The organism is Rhodococcus sp. 05-2254-6 (genome assembly GCF_002258565.1).
Lineage (GTDB): Bacteria > Actinomycetota > Actinomycetes > Mycobacteriales > Mycobacteriaceae > Rhodococcoides.
Map to the genome: position 1 here is coordinate 1 of NZ_NOZF01000110.1, position 18,922 is coordinate 18,922.

General features: G+C 65.3%; 18 protein-coding genes. 7 read left to right on the forward strand and 11 right to left on the reverse strand.

Going from position 1 to position 18,922, the window contains the following annotated elements; translation table 11 throughout:
- From CH256_RS13585 to sucB, 5 genes are all read right to left on the reverse strand, one after another.
- A partial coding sequence (locus CH256_RS13585) for a DUF4191 family protein (RefSeq protein WP_143536577.1) occupies positions 1 to 420 on the reverse strand: 420 nt, incomplete at its 3' end.
- A 61-nt stretch (positions 421 to 481) separates the two neighbouring features.
- Entirely contained in the window at positions 482 to 1,495 is a 1,014-nt protein-coding gene (gene lipA / locus CH256_RS13590) for a lipoyl synthase (RefSeq protein ID WP_179272102.1), read from the reverse strand.
- Between the two features lie 10 nt (positions 1,496 to 1,505).
- Positions 1,506 to 2,285: a lipoyl(octanoyl) transferase LipB gene (gene lipB / locus CH256_RS13595; protein ID WP_094669847.1), complete on the reverse strand. Its 780-nt coding sequence runs from the start codon at positions 2,283 to 2,285 to the stop codon at positions 1,506 to 1,508.
- A 21-nt stretch (positions 2,286 to 2,306) separates the two neighbouring features.
- Positions 2,307 to 3,197 (reverse strand): TIGR01777 family oxidoreductase, encoded by an 891-nt coding sequence (locus CH256_RS13600; protein WP_068052143.1) that lies wholly within the window; start codon positions 3,195 to 3,197, stop codon positions 2,307 to 2,309.
- A gap of 149 nt (positions 3,198 to 3,346) precedes the next feature.
- A complete protein-coding gene (gene sucB, locus CH256_RS13605; protein ID WP_094669848.1) occupies positions 3,347 to 5,134 on the reverse strand; it encodes a 2-oxoglutarate dehydrogenase, E2 component, dihydrolipoamide succinyltransferase in 1,788 nt (595 codons plus the stop codon).
- A gap of 378 nt (positions 5,135 to 5,512) precedes the next feature.
- Between sucB and CH256_RS13610 the strand changes: the two genes are divergently transcribed.
- Complete coding sequence (locus CH256_RS13610; protein ID WP_094640404.1) at positions 5,513 to 5,854, forward strand: oxidoreductase; 342 nt, start codon at positions 5,513 to 5,515, stop codon at positions 5,852 to 5,854.
- A gap of 48 nt (positions 5,855 to 5,902) precedes the next feature.
- Here the strand turns inward: CH256_RS13610 and CH256_RS13615 are convergent, their stop codons facing one another.
- Entirely contained in the window at positions 5,903 to 7,426 is a 1,524-nt protein-coding gene (locus tag CH256_RS13615; protein ID WP_094669849.1) for a leucyl aminopeptidase, read from the reverse strand.
- A 117-nt stretch (positions 7,427 to 7,543) separates the two neighbouring features.
- Between CH256_RS13615 and gcvT the strand changes: the two genes are divergently transcribed.
- On the forward strand, positions 7,544 to 8,644 hold the full coding sequence (gene gcvT / locus CH256_RS13620; protein WP_094640403.1) for a glycine cleavage system aminomethyltransferase GcvT: 1,101 nt from the start codon (positions 7,544 to 7,546) through the stop codon (positions 8,642 to 8,644).
- Positions 8,645 to 8,685: 41 nt separating this feature from the next.
- A complete protein-coding gene (locus CH256_RS13625; RefSeq protein ID WP_094669889.1) occupies positions 8,686 to 9,789 on the forward strand; it encodes a branched-chain amino acid aminotransferase in 1,104 nt (367 codons plus the stop codon).
- Here the strand turns inward: CH256_RS13625 and CH256_RS13630 are convergent.
- The 4 genes from CH256_RS13630 to CH256_RS13645 are packed head-to-tail and all read right to left on the reverse strand — an operon-like array spanning position 9,786 to position 12,896.
- Positions 9,786 to 10,547 carry an adenosylcobinamide-GDP ribazoletransferase gene (locus CH256_RS13630; protein WP_094669850.1) on the reverse strand — a complete coding sequence of 254 codons (762 nt, stop codon included), beginning with the start codon at positions 10,545 to 10,547 and terminating at the stop codon, positions 9,786 to 9,788. The genes CH256_RS13625 and CH256_RS13630 overlap by 4 nt on opposite strands.
- Before the next feature lie 2 nt (positions 10,548 to 10,549).
- A complete protein-coding gene (gene cobT, locus CH256_RS13635) occupies positions 10,550 to 11,665 on the reverse strand; it encodes a nicotinate-nucleotide--dimethylbenzimidazole phosphoribosyltransferase (RefSeq protein WP_094669851.1) in 1,116 nt (371 codons plus the stop codon).
- A complete protein-coding gene (cobU, locus tag CH256_RS13640) occupies positions 11,662 to 12,231 on the reverse strand; it encodes a bifunctional adenosylcobinamide kinase/adenosylcobinamide-phosphate guanylyltransferase (RefSeq protein ID WP_068052121.1) in 570 nt (189 codons plus the stop codon). Before cobU ends, cobT begins: the two co-directional genes overlap by 4 nt.
- A gap of 5 nt (positions 12,232 to 12,236) precedes the next feature.
- A complete protein-coding gene (locus CH256_RS13645) occupies positions 12,237 to 12,896 on the reverse strand; it encodes a DUF3043 domain-containing protein (protein WP_068052118.1) in 660 nt (219 codons plus the stop codon).
- A 100-nt stretch (positions 12,897 to 12,996) separates the two neighbouring features.
- Between CH256_RS13645 and CH256_RS13650 the strand changes: the two genes are divergently transcribed.
- From CH256_RS13650 to CH256_RS13660, 3 genes are all read left to right on the forward strand, one after another.
- The gene (locus CH256_RS13650) at positions 12,997 to 14,070 is read left to right on the forward strand and encodes a glycerate kinase family protein (RefSeq protein ID WP_094669852.1); all 1,074 of its coding nucleotides are present in this window, start codon (positions 12,997 to 12,999) and stop codon (positions 14,068 to 14,070) included.
- 64 nt (positions 14,071 to 14,134) lie between these two features.
- Positions 14,135 to 14,500, forward strand: coding sequence for a HesB/IscA family protein (locus CH256_RS13655; RefSeq protein WP_068052114.1), 366 nt, complete (start codon positions 14,135 to 14,137; stop codon positions 14,498 to 14,500).
- Between the two features lie 104 nt (positions 14,501 to 14,604).
- On the forward strand, positions 14,605 to 15,579 hold the full coding sequence (locus CH256_RS13660; RefSeq protein WP_094669853.1) for a carbohydrate kinase family protein: 975 nt from the start codon (positions 14,605 to 14,607) through the stop codon (positions 15,577 to 15,579).
- 94 nt (positions 15,580 to 15,673) lie between these two features.
- Here CH256_RS13660 and asnB read toward each other — a convergent pair whose 3' ends face one another.
- The gene (asnB, locus tag CH256_RS13665) at positions 15,674 to 17,602 is read right to left on the reverse strand and encodes an asparagine synthase (glutamine-hydrolyzing) (protein WP_094669854.1); all 1,929 of its coding nucleotides are present in this window, start codon (positions 17,600 to 17,602) and stop codon (positions 15,674 to 15,676) included.
- A 222-nt stretch (positions 17,603 to 17,824) separates the two neighbouring features.
- Between asnB and ctaC the strand changes: the two genes are divergently transcribed.
- Positions 17,825 to 18,904 carry an aa3-type cytochrome oxidase subunit II gene (gene ctaC / locus CH256_RS13670; protein WP_068052110.1) on the forward strand — a complete coding sequence of 360 codons (1,080 nt, stop codon included), beginning with the start codon at positions 17,825 to 17,827 and terminating at the stop codon, positions 18,902 to 18,904.
- Positions 18,905 to 18,922: the final 18 nt, after the last annotated feature.

The following is an 18,922-nucleotide window of genomic DNA, read 5'->3' on the forward strand; positions in this document are numbered from 1 at the left end:
ATGCACGGCGTCGAGGTGGGTGGTTCCGGCGATCGCGTTGGTCACCCGCCACGACCCCTGCAGATTGTCCAGGGCCCACGCGGCCGCTCCGGCCTGGCCGTCGGCCTTCTTGTACACCGACTTCTGCACGCGGCGACCGAAGATGATGAACGCAACCAGGACTCCCAGGAGCAGTCCGATGGGGAGAAGGAACCACTGGAAACCGAAGGCCAGGCCGATGAGGAATCCGAGGAGCCCCAGCCCGACCACCGACCCGATCATCAGCGGCAGGAGAACCTTGTCGTCCTTGCGCTGCATCTGAAACGCCTGCCAGAGCTGCTTGCGCCGTTCCCTCGATGCCTGCTTGCGCGCCGCCTTGGCAGCCGCTTTTGCTTCTTTGCTGGGCTTTGCTGCTTTGCCAGCCTTACTGCCGTTCGCCATGCCTCACAGGATACGTCCTGTGCCGACGCTCACTCGCACCGCTCCGGATTGGGAACGACGATCAGCGAGCGGCCAGACGAGCCATCAGCGAGCTGGCCTCCTGAGAGGCCTCGCCACCATCGGTCAGGTGGCTCATGCTCTCGGGCAATTCACGGCCGTGATGCGCCATGGCCTGTGCGTAGAGGCGTCCGGCGCGGTACGAGGAGCGGACCAACGGACCGGCCAGCACACCGGCGAACCCGATCTCGGTGGCGTAATCGGAGTGCTCGACGAACTCTTCCGGCTTGACCCAACGCTCGACCGGGTGGTGGCGCGGCGACGGGCGCAGGTACTGGGTGATGGTCAGGATGTCGCAACCGGCCTCGTGCAGGTCACGAATGGCTTCCTGCACCTCTTCCGGGGTCTCACCCATGCCGAGGATCAGATTCGACTTGGTGACCAGACCGTCGGCGCGGGCCGCGGTGATGACGTCCATCGACCGCTGGTACCGGAAGGCGGGGCGGATGCGCTTGAAGATGCGCGGCACCGTCTCGACGTTGTGCGCCAACACCTCGGGACGGGAGGAGAACACCTCGGCCAGCTGATCCGGCTTGGCGTTGAAATCCGGGATCAACAGCTCGACGCCGGTGTTGGGGTTCAGCTTCTTGATGTACCGCACCGTCTCGGCGTACAGCCACGCGCCGCCGTCCTCGAGATCGTCCCGAGCGACGCCGGTGATCGTGGAGTAGCGCAGACCCATGGCCTGCACGCTCTCCGCCACCCGGCGCGGCTCGTCTCGATCGAGGTCCTCCGGCTTGCCGGTGTCGATCTGACAGAAATCGCAACGGCGGGTGCATTGCTCACCGCCGATGAGGAAGGTCGCTTCGCGATCTTCCCAGCATTCGTAGATATTGGGGCAGCCGGCTTCCTCGCACACCGTGTGCAGACCTTCACGCTTCACAAGACCCTTGAGCTCGGTGTATTCCGGGCCCATCTTCGCTTTGGTCTTGATCCAGTTGGGTTTGCGTTCGATGGGGGTCTCCGCGTTTCGGATCTCGAGGCGGAGCAGCTTGCGTCCTTCTGGGGCCACAGTCACAGAGTCGATGCTACGCGCCGAAGCGGACCGTGGTGAACTGCGGGTTGATCGACGCACTCGTGACGGCCGGATGTTCGATCTCGTGATCCTGCACGGGCATCGACCCGTCCAGCGCGGCCCGAACGGCCTCGGTGACAGCAGCGGTGACCTCGCCGACGGTGACGTCTCGGCCCAGCTCCAGCGACAGCGACGTCACACCCGCATCGGCGATGCCACACGGGACGATCGCATCGAAGCCGGTCATGGCGGCGTTGCAGTTCAGTGAGAATCCGTGCAGCGTCACCCCACGCTGAACGCGTACTCCGATGGCAGCGATCTTGCGTTCGGGAAGCCACGCGCCGTCGCGCATCTCGGCCGCCAACCACACTCCCGATCGACCGTCGACGCGTCCGCAGGCGATGCCGTACCCGGACACGACGAAGATCAGAGCTTCTTCGATCCGGCGCACGTACTTGACGACGTCGATCGGCTGTTCGAGCTTCACGATGGGATAACCCACCAGTTGGCCCGGACCGTGCCAGGTGATCTTGCCGCCACGATCGACCTCGACGACGGGGGTGCCGTCCCGCGGCATGTCTTCCTCGGCAGTGCGCCGCCCTGCCGTGTAGACGGATGGATGCTCGAGCAGCAGCAGCGTGTCGGATCCGACACCGTCCGCCCGGGCACCGGCCAGCTCGCGCTGCAGTGCCCAGGCCTCGGTGTACTCGACGGTGCCCAACTCACGCACCACCATCGGTTCGGAGCTCGCGCGCGCCGACACCACGGCCGACGAAGAGTTCGCATCACTCATGAATCGGAACGGTACGCCGCGTCAGGAGCCGACGGCCACCCGCAGTGCCTCTCCCACGGTGTTGTGCTCGAAGGTGTAGCCCGCGTCCTCCAGAGCCTTCGGAATTGCCCGTGGCCCGGTGAGAATGGCCTCCTCGGCGAATTCTCCGATCACCGCCTTCAGCGCGAAGCCGGGGACGACCCAGGGGGCCGGACGGTGCACCGCGCGCGACATCGCACTGTTGAACTGCGCGTTGGTCACCGGAGTGGGACCGACCATGTTGACCGGGCCACGCAGGGAGTCGTTCTCGATGCCGTGGACGATGGCACCGATCTCGTCCTCGAGAGAAATCCACGGGAAGTACTGGCGGCCACTGCCGAGCCGCCCGCCGAGGGCGAACAGATACAGCGGCCGAAGCTTGCCCAACATGCCGCCGCGCTGCGACAGCACGACACCGCTCCGCAGCATGATAGTGCGAACACCCGCGTCCGACGCCGCAGACGTGGCGTTCTCCCAATCACGACAGACCTCGGCCAGGAACCCCTCACCGACCGGGGCCGTCTCGTCGACCACCCGATCGCCCGTGTCGCCGTAGAAGTTGACGCCACTCGCGTTGATCAGAGTGGGCACACCCGCGTCGGCGGCAGCCCCGGCGAGTACTTCGGTGGGAGCGATGCGGCTGTCCCGCACCAACTGCTTGTACGCACCGGACCATCTCTTGTCACCGATTCCGACACCACAGAGGTTGACGATCGCGTCGGCTCCGTCGAGCGCGGCCGCATCGACGCTTCCGCGCGATGGATCCCACTGTGACTCGTCGGGTCCGGCCGGTGATCTCCTAACCAGGCGGGTGACGTCGTGGCTGCGGCCCCGCAGCGCTGCGACCAGGGCCGTGCCGATCAAACCTGATGAACCTGCAATGACTACGCGCATGTGAACGAAAGCCTCCTTGACGCAAACGGGGCATCATTCGCGAACGAATGATGCCCCGGATGCACGGTTCGTGCCCCTCTTTTCGAGACTCCGATGCGAATGTTTCGCGCTCTCACCAGAATACGTGAGAGTCGCGATTCGTCGGTTGCCTACAGGCCGAGATCGGCCTCGAACGACGCCACTTCGAGACGCTGCTTGATCGTCGTGAGGAAGCGTCCCGCATCGGCTCCGTCCACCAGGCGGTGGTCGTAGGTCAGCGGCAGGTAGCACATCGAGCGAACACCGATCGACTCGTTGCCCGAGTCGTCCTTGACGACGACCGGACGCTTGACGATTGCGCCCGTGCCCAGCATGGCGGCCTGCGGCGGAACCAGGATCGGGGTGTCGAACAATGCACCCTGGCTGCCGATGTTGGTGATCGTGAACGTGCCACCGGACAGCTCGTCGGGCTTGAGCCCACCCGAGCGTGCACGGGTGGCGATGTCGTTGATCGCCCGAGCCAGCCCGGCGAGCGACAGGTCGCCCGCATTGTGGATGACGGGGGAGAGCAGACCCTGCTCGGTGTCCACGGCGATACCGAGGTGGACATCGGCGTGGTACGTGATCTCCTTGGCTTCCTCGTTGATGCTCGCGTTGACGTTGGGGTGCGCCTTCAGAGCTTCGACGACGGCCTTCGCGAAGAACGGCAGGTACGTCAGGTTGACGCCCTCGTTCTCGGCGAACTTCGCCTTCGCCTTCGTCCGCAGACCGGCGATCTTGGTGACGTCCACCTCGAAGGTCTGGGTGAGCTGTGCAGAGGTCTGCAGCGACTCACGCGTCTTCTTCGCGGTGATCTGCCGGATCCGGTTGATCTTCTGCGTGGTGCCACGAAGATGCGCGAGCTCGGGACGAACACCGGCCGTGGCCGGCGCAGCGGGCTTGGCGGCCGCGGCGGGCGCAGCCTCGGCGGCCGGAGCAGCCGGAGCCTTCTTGGCCTCGGCAGCAGCGAGCACATCCTGCTTGCGGATGCGTCCACCGACACCGGTGCCCTTGACCGTCGAGAGGTCGACATCGTTGTCCGACGCCAGCTTCCGAACCAACGGCGTGACGTACGGGCTGGAATCACCCGACGGTGCCGACTCCTTGGCGGGAGCAGCCTTCGGAGTCTCCTGCTTGGGCTCGGCCTTGGGTTCGGGCTTCGGTTCGGCCTTCGGGGCTTCCTGCTTGGGAGCCTCCTTCTTGGGCTCTTCCTTCTTCGGCTCTTCGGCCTTGGGGGCTTCGGGCTCCGGGGTGGCCTCGGGCTCGGGGGCCTTCTCGGCCGGCGATCCCGATCCGATGACGGCGAGCTGGCCACCGACGGCGACCGTGTCGTCTTCCTCGGCGGAGATCTCGAGCAGAGTTCCGGCGACCGGAGACGGGATCTCGGTGTCGACCTTGTCGGTGGAGACCTCGAGCAGTGGTTCGTCGACAGCAACCTCGTCGCCGACGGCCTTGAGCCAACGGGTCACGGTGCCCTCGGTGACGGACTCGCCCAACTCGGGCATCGTCACCGGGGTGCCTGATCCGGACGAGTCGGACGATGCACTCGCTGCGGGTGCCTCCTCCTCGGCCTGTGGCTCGGGCTCGGCTGCGGGAGTGGGCTCCTCGGCAGCCTCCTCGGGTGCCGACTCCTCGGCGGGCGCAGCTTCCTCGGCCGGCGCGTCGGACGAGGGAGCCTCGCCTGCGTCACCGATCTGGGCGAGCTCGCCACCGATCTCGACGGTGTCGTCTTCCTGAGCGACGATCTTGGTCAGAACACCGGCTGCAGGCGACGGGATCTCGGTATCGACCTTGTCCGTGGAGACTTCGAGCAATGGCTCGTCGACTTCGACGGTGTCGCCTTCTTGTTTGAGCCACCTCGTGACAGTTCCCTCGGTGACGCTCTCACCAAGAGCTGGCATCTGGACGGAGAAGGCCATGTCTGTTGACTCCTCGACAGTTGTGTGCGGGTGATGTGGTTCGACGACTCGTGGTCGCAGACCATTGTGCTGGCGGAACAGGGTTCATGGACGAGAGTTGCGTGATTCGGTTCGACGGAGGCGCCGGTGCACAGAACACCGATCGAGCGTGTTCGGCTCGACACAGCGCCCACGTAGACACTCCCTCTCGGCAATTCACTTACTCACTTCACGAGCCTTGGTTCACTATCAAGAGAGCTGAACCCTCTAATGTCATCCTTCCATTGTTATCGCCTCGCCGTTCCCCTAGGGCGCGGAAACACGCCTGGCAAACTGGCGGGTAACAACATTCCGGCACCCGAACCGGTGATTCATCGGCCGTACGAAAAGGATGTTCTCGTGGGATTGTTCGATCGACTCAAACGAAGCGGCGGGTCCGCGAAACGTGGCCCCGAGGGGTCGGTTGCCCAGTACCTGGCCGATTGGACGGCCGCTCGAATCGGTGTCGAGGCCTACGTCGAGCCGAAGACGACGGTGACCCCGCTGACGGTGGTGCTCATCGCGAACGACGGCGAGTGGACCCGTCGGCCGCTGGATGAAAAATATGCACGAAAGATCGGACGCGACCTGAAGATGCCGGTCTACGACGTGCGCAAGACCGGCTACCCCCAGCGCATGCGCGATCACGACGCTCGCCAGAAGATCATCAAGAAGCGCGAACAGCAGCAGCGCGATCTCTGACCGAAATCCGTGCGTGCAGATTTCGATCCGCACGCACGGACTGTGCCATCAGCCGTTCTCGACGATGTCCTCGAGGACCGCGAACATCGTCCGTACGGGAACGCCGGTGCCGCCCTTGCCGGTGTACCCGAAGGGCCCGCCGGTGTTGTACGCCGGTCCCGCGACGTCGATGTGAGCCCATTCGACGCCCTCGGGGACGAACTCCTTCAAGAACAGCGCAGCGGCCAGCATTCCACCGGCGCGGCCGTTGGTGACGTTCGCCAGATCGGCCACCTTGGAATCGAGTTCACGTCGGATCTCTTTCGGCAACGGCATCGGCCACGCGTTCTCGCCGATGGCCTGAGAGATTTCGGCGACGCGGTCGCGGAAGTCCTCGGTGCCCATGACTCCTGGCGTCCGATTGCCGAGCGCGACCACCTGGGCCCCGGTCAGTGTCGCGGTGTCGATGAGGTAATCCGGATCGTCCTCGCAGGCACGCACGATCGCGTCGGCCAACACCAAGCGGCCTTCGGCGTCGGTGTTGATGACCTCCACGGTGATGCCGCCGTACTGGGTCAGTACGTCGCCCGGACGCTGCGCTGTGCCCGACGGCATGTTCTCGGCCATCGGCACCGTCGCGACGACGTCGAGCGGCAGATCGACCTTCGCGGCCAGGATCACCGTCGCGATGACCGCAGCCGCACCGCCCATGTCCGAGGTCATGTTCTCCATGCCCGCAGCGGGTTTGATGGAGATGCCGCCGGTGTCGAAAGTGATGCCCTTGCCCACCAGGGCGACCTTCTTCGCGCCCCGCTTGCCGCCCGAGTGAGTCAGGCGAACCAGTCGGGGCAGGCGTGAAGAACCCTTGCCGACGCCGTAGATGCCGCCGTAGCCGTCCTTCTCCAGTGTCTTGTCGTCGAGGATCTCGACCTTCAGGCCTGCAGCCGTACCCAGCGCCTTCGCCTGCGCCGCGAACTCCTCAGGGTAGAGGTGACTCGGCGGAGTATTGACGAAATCACGTGCTACAGCAACGGATTCGGCGATGGCGATCGAGCGTGCCAGCTCGTTCTTCGCTTCCTTCGAGCGCGTGTCGGGCACGAGCAACTCGACGCGGGCGAGGGGAAGACCGTCCGCCTTCGGGGCCGAGAGCGAGGACTTGAACGCGGTGAACTGATACGCGCCGAGGAAGAACCCCTCCGCGGTCGCACCGAGATCGAGTGCCGACAACGTGGTCGCCACCGTATCGACGCCCTTCAGTGCACGAGCCGCGGTTCCGGCGGACTGCCGGATGCGCTCGCTGTCGATGTCGGCTGCGCTACCGAGGCCGACCGCCAGGACGCTGTCCACGGACAGGCCGGCCGGTGCCGGAATGCGCACCAGTTCATCGGCCTTGCCGGTGGCACCGACGGACTCGAAGGAATCGAGCAGCGCAGCAGCGACGGCGTCGTCGGAGATGTCGTCGGTGATGGCGAGCTCGAGGCCGTCGTCGCTGGTACTCAGCGCGACGACGAGAACGTCGACTTTCTTACCGAGCTTGCCCGCGAGGACCAGGTCGGGTCCGAGAGTGCGGGAAGGCGTCGAGGGTGAAGGCACGTGGCTGCTCCTGTAGGGGTTGACGTGTACGTACCTCGATCCTAATGACGACTCGTCGAGGGACGCAGTCGGTCTGCCGGGCCCGCGACGGCCGCGATGTGAGCTAGCGTGACCGCCATGACCGACACCGAGCTGATCGAGGGACCACTTCACGCCGTGCACACCGAATTGGGTGCGACATTCGCACCTTTCGGCGGCTGGACCATGCCGGTGTCGTACGCCGGGGTCGTCGTCGAACACACGGCAGTGCGAGAGGCCGTGGGTCTGTTCGATGTCGGGCATCTCGGCAAGGCGTCGGTGACCGGACCCGGAGCCGCTGCGTTCGTGAACTCCGTTCTCACCAACGATCTGAACCGAATAGAACCGGGCAAGGCGCAGTACACGCTGTGCTGCACCGAATCCGGCGGCGTCGTCGACGACCTGATCGCATACTACGTCTCGGACGAGGATGTCTTTCTGGTGCCGAACGCGGCGAACACGGCGGCCGTCGTCGCGGCGATGGCCGAGCAGGCACCCGACGGGATTTCGGTGGTGAACCAGCACCGTGAGTTCGGAGTCCTGGCCGTGCAGGGACCGAAATCGACCGAGGTTCTTCAGGAACTGGGCCTGCCGACCGACATGGACTACATGGCGTTCGAGGACGCCACCTGGAATTCGGTTGCGGTGCGAGTCTGCCGAACCGGATACACCGGCGAGCACGGCTACGAACTGGTTCCACCCGCGGGCGACGTGGAACCGCTCTTCCGGGCGCTGATGGCAGCAGTGCGGTCTCGTGGGGGACAGGTGTGCGGGCTCGGAGCGCGCGACACACTGCGCACCGAGATGGGTTACCCGTTGCACGGACACGAACTGGCACTGGACATCTCGCCTCTCGAGGCGCGCTGCGGCTGGGCTATCGGGTGGAAGAAGGATGCGTTCTGGGGCAAGGAAGCCTTGTCCTCGGAGAAGGAGAGCGGACCGGCGCGTGTGCTGCGTGGACTGAGGGCTCTCGATCGCGGTGTCCTGCGCCCGGGCCTTGCCGTCAAGGCATCGGGACAGCAGATCGGAACGACGACGTCCGGCACGTTCTCGCCGTCGCTGAAGATCGGAATCGCCCTCGCCCTGCTCGACGCGGAGGCCGCTCCTGCGGTGGGCTCGGAGGTCGAAGTCGACGTTCGTGGGCGAGCGTTGCGCTGCGAAGTGGTCGCGCCGCCCTTCGTCGCAGTGAAGACCAGGTGACCGCGCGAGAGCTCGGTGGCCGTGACGATAGGATCTCGGGCATGACAGGTGTCTCCGAATTCACGTACGTGCAGCATCCCTCGCCCGCTACGCCCGCCGTGCGCGACGCGGTGCTCGCTGCACCCGGTTTCGGAAAACATTTCACCGATCACATGGTGTACATCGACTACACCCGTGACGGCGGATGGCACGATGCCACGATCGCGCCGTACGGTCCGATCGAGCTCGACCCCGCCGCGATGGTCCTGCACTACGGCCAGGCCATCTTCGAGGGACTCAAGATCTACCGTCAGCCGAACGGCGACCTCTCGACCTTCCGGGTGCACTCCAACGCCGAGCGCTTCCGCTCCTCGGCTCGCCGTCTGGCGATGCCGGAGTTGCCTGACGAGCTGTTCATCGGATCGATCGAGAAGCTGCTCGAACTCGACCACGACTGGGTCCCCGCGGCAGGCGGCGAGGACGCGCTCTACGTCCGGCCGTACATGTTCTCCACCGAAGCCGGACTCGGTGTCCGCCCGGCCGATTCGTACCGCTACATGTTGATCGCCTCTCCCGCAGGTGCGTACTTTCCCAGAGGCGTCAAGCCGGTGAGCGTCTGGCTGTCGACCGAATACGTCCGGGCGGCACCGGGCGGCACCGGAGACGCGAAGTTCGCGGGCAACTACGCCGCATCTCTGCTGGCGCAGGCACAGGCCAGCGACGAAGGATGCGATCAGGTGGTCTGGCTCGATGCCATCGAGCGCCGGTACGTCGAGGAGATGGGCGGGATGAACCTGTTCTTCGTCTTCGGCTCGGGCTCCGACGCACGACTGGTGACGCCGTCGCTGTCCGGGTCACTGCTCCCCGGCATCACTCGTGACTCGCTGCTGGCCCTGGCGACCGACGCAGGCATCCCCGTCGAAGAGCGTCGGATCTCCACCGAGGAGTGGCGAAAGGGGGCCGACTCCGGCGAGATCACCGAGGTGTTCGCTTGCGGCACAGCAGCGGTCATCACACCGGTGGGTAGCGTCAAGTCCACCGAGGGGGCGTTCGAGATCGCAGGCGGCGAGCCCGGCGAGATCACGCTCGCACTGCGCGACACGCTCACCGGCATTCAGCGCGGCACCTTCGCCGATACGCACGGCTGGATGACCAAGCTCCGCTAGCTTCCCAGAAGCAGGCCGACCGCGGCCAGCGCGGTGGTGGTCTCGATTCCGGCTCCGAGCACGTCGCCGGAGAGCCCGCCGAAGCGTCGCACGCAGTGGCGAGTGAGAACCATCGCGAGGGCGAGTACGGCGATGACCACCAGGGGGCCCTGCCACGGGCGGTCGGGATGTGCGAACACCGAGATCGCCACTGCGACAACCACCCACAGCGCTGGTGCCATGTTCGACTGCGTGCCCGCGACGAGAGCGCCGAAACCGTTCGGCGACGACGCGTCCGTACCCCGGCGGCAGGCCAGGACCACCGACACCCGGCTGATCACCGGCAGAACTGCAATGGCCCACCACAGCTGTTGGTGCGCGAGCTGGCCCAGGCTCGCGGCCTGTACTGCCAGAACGAGTGCGATGGTCGCAACTCCGAACGGCCCCGCACTGCCGGACTTCATGACTTCTCGCGCGCGCTCGGGAGGTCCGTAGCAGCCCAGTCCGTCCGCGGTGTCGGCCAAGCCGTCCAGATGCATGCCGCGAGTGAGCAATGCCGAGGCCGCGACGGCGAGCAGTCCGCCGAGGAGAGGCGTCAGGCCCGCCGTGATCGACACCCACAGAACGATCGCGCTGATGCTGCCGAGGGCGATACCGACGACTGGAGCGAGCGCTATCGCGCGCCCGGCGGAGTCCCTGTCGACCTCGTCGGGGCCGCGCACGGGAAGCACCGTCAGCCAGGAGAACGCGAGCACCAGTGAATCGGCTGGGCTGCGCACAGTCAGTGGTCTTCGGCGGTGCTGCGGTCTTCGGCAGTGCTGCGGGCTTCGCTGTCGCCGGTACTGACACCGGAGTCGGCGAAGGTTGCCATCGAATTGAGGGTGCCGACACCCGCACGAACCAGAGGCAACGCCGCCAGCGCTCCCGAACCTTCGCCCAGTCGCATCCCGAGCTCCACGATCGGTTCGAGACGCAAGTGCCGCAACGCAAGTGAATGGGCAGGCTCGGCCGAGCGATGCCCGGCAACCCACCAGTTGCGTGCCCCGGCCGCCGCGTCCTCGGCCACCAATGCGGCCGCGGTCACCACCAGGCCGTCCAGAATCACCGGGGTTCGCCGATGCGCTGCCTGTGCCAGAAAGCCGGCGAGGGCCGCGATGTCGGCACCGCCCGCGACACGCAGCAGATCGGTGGGGTTCTTCGCGACCGGCCGGGCTCGACGCATCGCGTCCCGGATCGCTGCGGTCTTCCTGATCCACCCCGCGTCGTCGATTCCGGTGCCGCGACCGACGGCGGCAACCGGCTCGGTGTCGGTGAGGGTGGCGATCAATACCGTTGCCGGAGTGGTGTTTCCGATACCCATATCGCCTGCGATGAGAAGATCCGCGCCGCCGTCGACCTCTTCGTCGGCGATGGCGGCTCCGGCAGCGATCGCGGCCCGAACCTCGTCCTCGGTGAGTGCATCCTCGCGGTCGATCGATCCACTGGACCGTCGAATCTTGAACGCGGACACCGAAGAATCCGTATCGGTGTCGACCGCGATGTCGACAACCCGAACCGCGGCACCGGCGATGGCCGCGAGTACGTTGACCGCTGCGCCGCCGGCGCGGATGTTCGCGACCATCTGAGCCGTCACCTCGGGAGGGTAGGCAGAGACCCCGTGTGCGGCCACGCCGTGATCGCCGGCGAAGACGACGACACGCACTCGTTCGAGAGACCGCGGCGGGCAGGCGTCCTGGCAGGCGGCGATCCACTCACCGAGCGCCTCGAGGCGACCGAGGCTTCCGGCAGGCTTGGTCAATTCCTGTTGCCGGTCGGCGGCGGCCGATCGAGCCGAGTCCGACGGAGCTGTCACCGGACGAAACGGCGACGCCGAAGCCTCTTCCGAAAGAATTGTCACACTGTGCCTTTCGCGGTGATGAAGTCCGCCGGAGGGTCCTTGAGGGTCAGCGCGAGTCCTGCGACGACCAGCAGAACCCTGTCACATACTGCCGCGAGCCGAGAATTGAGCAATCCCAGCTCGTCTCGGAAGAGGCGACCGGAACGGGATTCGGGCACCACGGACAAGCCGACTTCGGGGCTGACGAGCAGAAGGTGGGACGGGCAGTCCGCGACTGCCCGAACCAGATCGTCGACAGCCGGTGCGATCGTGCCGCGGGGGAGCTCCCAGGCCTGTGCATCGTCGAGCATTCCCGTCAGCCACGTTCCCAGATCGTCGACGACGGTGGTGCCGTCCCACGGCTGCGTCACGACACCGGACAGAGACGTGACGGTTTCGACGGTGGACCAGTGTCTCGGTCTCGACGCACGGTGACGCTCGATACGAAGCTGCCAGTCCTCGTCGGTGGCGTCCCGCCGACCGGTCGCGAGATAGCGAACCGGCTCGAGAACGGCAAGCGATTCCGCGTGCCCGGACTTGCCGGATCTGGCTCCACCGAGCACGAGGGTTCGTCTCGGTTCGCCCACCGACGTCAGACGGCCTCGCCGGCGCTGACTCGCGGCTTGGGTGCGCGCATCTTGCGGATCTGGGACGCACGCACGAAGGCGTACCACCCGATCCTGAAACCGCCGTCGGTGGTCTCGGGGAACCGCACCCGGATCTTGTTGTTGATCATCTTGCCGAGGTAGATGCCCTCGCCGACCATGAAGAGCATCATCACGAACATGCCGAGGGTGACGTACTGCTGCACCTGCGGCTGCAGGAACAGAGCAAAGATCAGGATCAAGGCCAGCGGCATGAACAGGCCGACGAGGTTGCGTCGTGCATCGACGATGTCGCGTACGTATGCACGCACCGGACCCTTGTCGCGGGGGAGCAGATACTTGTCTTCGCCCGCCAGCATCCGTGCGCGTCGTTCGGCTGCGGCGGCACGTCGCTCGTTGGAGGCGGCCTTGCGGTCTTCCTTGCTGCCCTTGTTCGCCTTGCGGCGCTCGCGTGCCTCTTTGCTCGTCAGAGGAGCAGGAGCAACCGGTCCGCGACGCCGAGCTTCGGCATCACGGCGCTTGGGGGTCGGTCGGCCCTTGCCGAGAGACACCGAAGGGGTTGCGTCGCTCCCGGCCGTCGTCGACTCGGATTCGTTCGAGTCGTTTCCGTCCGAATTGTCAGAGTTTCCACGGCGTAGCAGCTTCACGCACTCAGAGTATGGGATGGCCCGTTGCCGACGAACACCGGCCAGGTCAGCGGCGAAACAGCGGATGCCGTTCCGGCGCTGCAGCCCTAGACTTCCGACGATGCGAGTGATGATTGCGCCGGATTCGTTCGGAGACACCTTGACTGCCGCGGCCGCGGCCGACGCCATCGCCAGGGGATGGGCCTCGGTTCGTGAGACCGACGAACTCGAACTCGCGCCCCAATCCGACGGCGGCCCAGGGTTCGTCGAGGTCCTGGCCTCGCGCATCGGCACCGTGCAGACCGCAGACGTGGACGGGCCCCTCGGCAACCCGGTCCGAGCCCACTGGCTGCTCGACGGTACGGCGGCGTACATCGAATCGGCTCAGGCCTGCGGACTGCATCTTCTCGACGGCCCGCCCACTCCACTGTCAGCACTGAAGGCGAGCAGCTACGGCGTCGGTCAGCTGCTCGACGCCGCTCTCGACGCCGGGGCGCGAACGGTGTTCGTCGGGCTCGGCGGAAGCAGCTGCAGCGACGGCGGGCGCGCGATGATTCGTGCGCTGGGCGGACTCGGATCGGCGGTCGCGCGATTGTCGGGCATCGACCTCGTCGCCGCGTCGGACGTGGAGAACCCGCTGCTGGGCGACGCCGGTGCGGCCCGCGTGTTCGGTCCACAGAAAGGTGCCGACGCAGACACCGTCGCTCGGCTGGAGGAGTCGAACACCGATTGGGCTGCAGTGCTCTCTGCCGCCGGCTACGACGTGGCAGACCGACCGGGAGCCGGAGCCGCAGGAGGTCTGGGGGCGGCACTGTTCGCACTCGGCGGCAGGCAGCTACCCGGTGCCGTCGTGGTGGCCGAACGAACCGGGCAGCAGGAACTGCTCGACTCCGTCGACCTGGTGCTGACCGGTGAGGGCAAATTCGACTCGCAATCGCTGCGCGGCAAGCTGGTGACCAGAATCGCTGCCGCGGGCGGCGCGACGGGCATCGACACGATCGTGCTCGCTGGGCAGGTCACGTTGTCGAAGGACGAACTGGAGTCGGCGGGCATCTCGGCTGCGCACTCGATCAGTGAGTTCGCGGGTTCGGTCGCGCTGGCGATGTCGGATGCGGCGAATCAGCTCGAACAGTTGGCCGCGCGCGTCGCGGCCGACGTGGTCGACACCGGTGTGCAAGGGAGGCGGCGAGCGTGAGGAATAGAGCTACCGGGAGTACGGTTGAGTCATTCACGGGTTGTACGACTGATAGGGAGAACCCATGACCGTTTCGAATGAGACCGCAACGACCGAAACCACGGCACACAAGGTCACCATGACGGAGACCGCGTCGACCAAGGCCAAGGCGCTGCTGGATCAAGAAGGCCGTGACGACCTCGCGCTGCGCATCGCCGTGCAGCCGGGTGGTTGCGCAGGACTGCGCTACCAGCTCTTCTTCGACGACCGAAGCCTCGACGGCGACCTCGCGGTCGACTTCAACGGCGTCACCCTCGCAGTGGACCGGATGAGCGCTCCCTACGTGGAGGGTGCATCCATCGACTTCGTGGACACGATCGAGAAGCAGGGCTTCACGATCGACAACCCGAACGCCACGGGATCGTGCGCGTGCGGCGACTCGTTCAACTGAGCTGACTCGTACTCGACTGTGACCGGTACACGCATGCGTGTACCGGTCACAGTCGTGTCTGCCCGTCGACTCCACAGCATCTACGAACCGAAAGGCCTTCCTTCGTGACACTCGCGGTATCCGGCTCGATAGCGACCGACCATCTGATGCGATTCTCCGGACGGTTCGCCGAGCAGATCGTCGCCGATCAGCTCTCGAACATCTCGTTGAGCTTTCTGGTGGACGATCTGGTCATTCGCAAGGGAGGCGTCGGCGGAAACATCGCGTACGCACTCGGAGTTCTCGGCGGCGCGCCTCTGCTCGTCGGGGCCGTGGGACCGGACTTCGCCGAGTACCGGACCTGGCTCGAAGAGCACGGCGTCGACTGCAGTGGTGTGAGCGTGTCCGCTACCGCACACACTGCTCGCTTCGTCTGCACCACGGACGAGGACATGGCGCAGATCGCGTCGTTCTACCCCGGAGCGATGAGCGAGGCCCGAGACATCTCCATCGAGGCACTCGCAGCGCAGCACACGATGGACCTGGTTCTGATCGGTGCCAACGACCCCGACGCGATGACGGCGCACACGGCGCAGTGCCGCGCTGCAGGCATCCCGTTCGCGGCCGACCCGTCGCAGCAGCTCGCTCGACTCGACGCCGCGCAGGCAACCGACTTGATCGACGGTGCCGCGTACCTGTTCACCAACGAGTACGAATGGGCGCTCCTCAAGCAGAAGACCGGCATGTCCGACGCTGACATCGCCGACAAGGTGGATCTGCGCGTCACCACCCTGGGCAAGCGTGGCGTGGACATCGTCGAAAAGGGTGGTGTGCACACCCATGTCGGTGTCGTGCCAGAGACGAGCAAGGTCGATCCGACCGGTGTCGGCGACGGCTTCCGAGCAGGTTTCCTCACCGCCCACATGGCCGGAGCCAGCATCGAACGTGCAGCGCAACTGGGTTCGCTCGTGGCCGTGCTGGTGCTCGAGACCACCGGCACTCAGGAGTGGGATCTCAACCGCGACGACGCGATCAAGCGTCTGACCTCTGCCTACGGTGAAGAAGCGGGCGAGGAAATCGGGGCATTGCTCCCCGCCTGATCGAGGTTGTTCGTTCGCCCACCGGATCAATGTGGCTTTGTTGCACTCCGAGCGACCGAAAGTCGCATTGATCCGGCGGGGACGGTCGGCCAGGTCAGATGTTGACCGGATACTCCGGTTCGGCGATCTGCGGCACGATGCGCTTCTCGACGAAGATGCCGTGCCACACCATGAAGATCAGCAGCGTCCACAGTCGACGGCTGTGATCGGACTTGCCGGCGCGGTGATCGTCGAGCATCGCCACGACGGCGGCCTTGTTGAGCAGGTGATCGGTCTGCGAGTCGGCGATCTGCTGGTGGGCCCAATCGAAGAGTTCCGGTCCGCGCAGCCAATGGCGCAGTGGCACAGGGAATCCCAGCTTGGCGCGATGCAGTACATGACCGGGAACGATTCCCTCCAGCGCCTGACGCAGAGCGTACTTGGTGGTGCTCTTGGTGATCTTCTGGTCGAGCGGGAGCTTCTCGGCGACCTTGTAGACCTCGGAGTCGAGGAACGGAACGCGCAACTCGAGTGAGTTGGCCATGGTGATCTTGTCGGCCTTCACCAGAATGTCGCCGCGCAACCAAGTGAACAGATCCAGATGCTGCATGCGAGCCACCGGATCCCATCCCTGCGACTGCGCGTATATCGGCGCGGTGACGTCCTGATGGGTCCACTCGGATCGGAACTCGCGCAGCACCGACCGCAACTGCGCGTCGTTGAAACTGCGTGCGTTGCCGTAGTACCGCTCTTCGAGAGTCATGGATCCGCGGTTGAGCAGGCTCTTGCCGCGAGTGCCCTCGGGGATTCGCTCGCTCAACGAGCCGGCCGCACGTCGAAGGAATGCGGGAAGCGACTCGAACGGCTTCAACGACAGCGGTTCGCGGTAGATGGTGTAACCGCCGAACAACTCGTCCGCACCTTCGCCGGAGAGCACGACCTTCACGTGCTTGCGGGCTTCCTTGGCGACGAAGTACAGCGGCACCAACGCGGGGTCGGCCACTGGATCGTCCAGATACCAGACGATCTCGGGGATGGACGCCGCGAACTCCTCGGGTCCGACGACCTTCACGATGTGCCGAGCACCGATTGCCGCGGCCGACTCCGCTGCCACGTCCACCTCGGAGTAGCCCTCGCGCTCGAATCCGGTGGTGAACGTGATCAGGTCGGGGTTGTGACGGATCGCCAGAGCTGCGATGGCCGTCGAATCGATTCCGCCCGAGAGAAAGGAGCCGACCGTGACGTCGGCGCGCATATGTTTGGCAACCGAGTCTTCGAGTGCCTCGGCGATTTCCTGGTACCGCGCCTTCTCGCTGCCGGGTGCGAATGGCTGAACCGGGAACTTCGGGGTGAAGTAGCGAGTGACCTTCGGCGGCGTGCCCGGTGACAGCGTGGCGTAGCAACCGGATTCGAGCCGCCGAACGCCTGCGTGCAGGGTTTCGGGCTCGGGGACGTACTGCAGCACCGTGTAGTGCTCGATGGCACGCGGATCGAGATCGGTGCCGACGCCGAGCAGATCCATCAGCTCGAGCACGCTCTTCTTCTCGCTACCGAACGCGGTGCCTCCGGGACCGGTGGCCAGGAACAGTGGCTTGATGCCGAAGGGATCGCGTGCAACGAACATCTCGCGCGTCTCGGTGTCCCAGATGGCGAAGGCGAACATTCCTCGCAGACGCTGCACGGCGGCAGCGCCCCAGTAGTGGAACGCCGCAACGATCGACTCGCTGTCACCTTCGGTGGCGAATTCTGCCCCGTGATCGCGCGCGAGCTCGGCACGCAACTCGAGGTAGTTGTAGATCTCACCGTTGAACACCAGTGCGTACCGGTTCGGCGACTCGGGCGGACCCCACCGCATCGGCTGGTGCGAGTGTTCGATGTCGATGAACGAGAGTCGATTGAAGCCGTATACGACGTCGTCGTCGTGCCAGGTGCCACCGGGCTCGTCCGGGCCACGATGGCGCATGCAGTGAGTCGCCGAGCTCACCAGCTCGACGCCGGCGGCGGTCGTTCCGTGAGATGTCAGTACTCCGAGCAGTCCACACACAGCGTCTGCTACCTCTTCTCGCAGTTGGGGACAATGCCGGGGGCCGGATCTCCGCGTGTCGTCAGCGGGACGGTCGATCAGCAACCGAGTATGCCGCAGACACGCTCGAACCTAGGTAACGACCCAAGGGTGGCTCCGCGTCAGCTTTGGTCTACGCTGCGTAGTACTCGGGCATCTCCATGTGGAAGCCCTTATTCTTCAGTGGTGGGCAATCAGGAAGGCGTGAACGTGGCGCATAGTCGGATCCTTCGGCGAGCGGGGCTGACAGCATTTCTCGGTGTAGCCGCGTTGATGCTGTCGGGCTGTTCCATCAGCAGCGACAACGTACTCAATTTCGGTTTCGCCTCGGGCGTCACCCCGCAGGGGCGACGCATCGGCGACCTGTGGACGTGGTCGGTCATTGCCGCCCTGGTCATGGGCATCATCGTGTGGGTTCTGATCTTCTGGGTGGTGCTGTTCCACCGTAAGAAGAAGAGCTCACCGGAGTTCCCTCGCCAGACGGCCTACAACGTTCCGCTCGAGTTGTTCTACACGGCGGTCCCGTTCGTGATCATCGCCGTCCTGTTCTACTTCACCGTCGTGGTGCAGAACTACGTCGACGAGAAGCAGGCCGATCCCGACGTCCAGGTGGATGTCACGGCTTACCAGTGGAACTGGAAGTTCGGCTACCGCACCATCGACCTCAAGGACGGTGCCGCCAAGTACGAGGGCACCGACGAGGAGGAGCAGGCTGCCGCCGAGGCCGCTGCCACTCCGGGCGAAGGTGCCGAGGGCAGCGAGGACGGCGAGTTCGTTCCGGGACCGATCAACGGAGCATCCACGCAGGATCTGTCGTACCTGCACTACAACAAGATCGAAACGGTCGGCTCGAGCGAAGAGATCCCGGTCCTGGTTCTGCCGACCGGTAAGCGCATCGAATTCGTGCTCGCGTCCTCGGACGTCATCCACGGATTCTGGGTTCCGGAATTCCTGTTCAAGCGTGACGTTCTCCCGAACCCCGAGGAGAACCACTCCGACAACGTCTTCCAGATCAGCGAAATCGAACGCGAAGGCTCCTTTGTCGGACGGTGCACCGAAATGTGCGGCACCTTCCACTCGATGATGAACTTCGAGGTTCGTGCCGTGTCTCCCGAGCGGTTCGAGCAGTACATCGAGCTTCGCAAGCCTCTGTCCGAAGGCGGAGATGCGCTGACCAACGCGCAGGCACTCGAAGCCATCGGCGAAAGCCCCCTCGCAACGAGCACCGCTCCGTTCTCGACCGACCGCACCCTCCGCACAGCCGCTGTCGCTGAAGGCAACTGACCAAGGAAGCATGCTGAT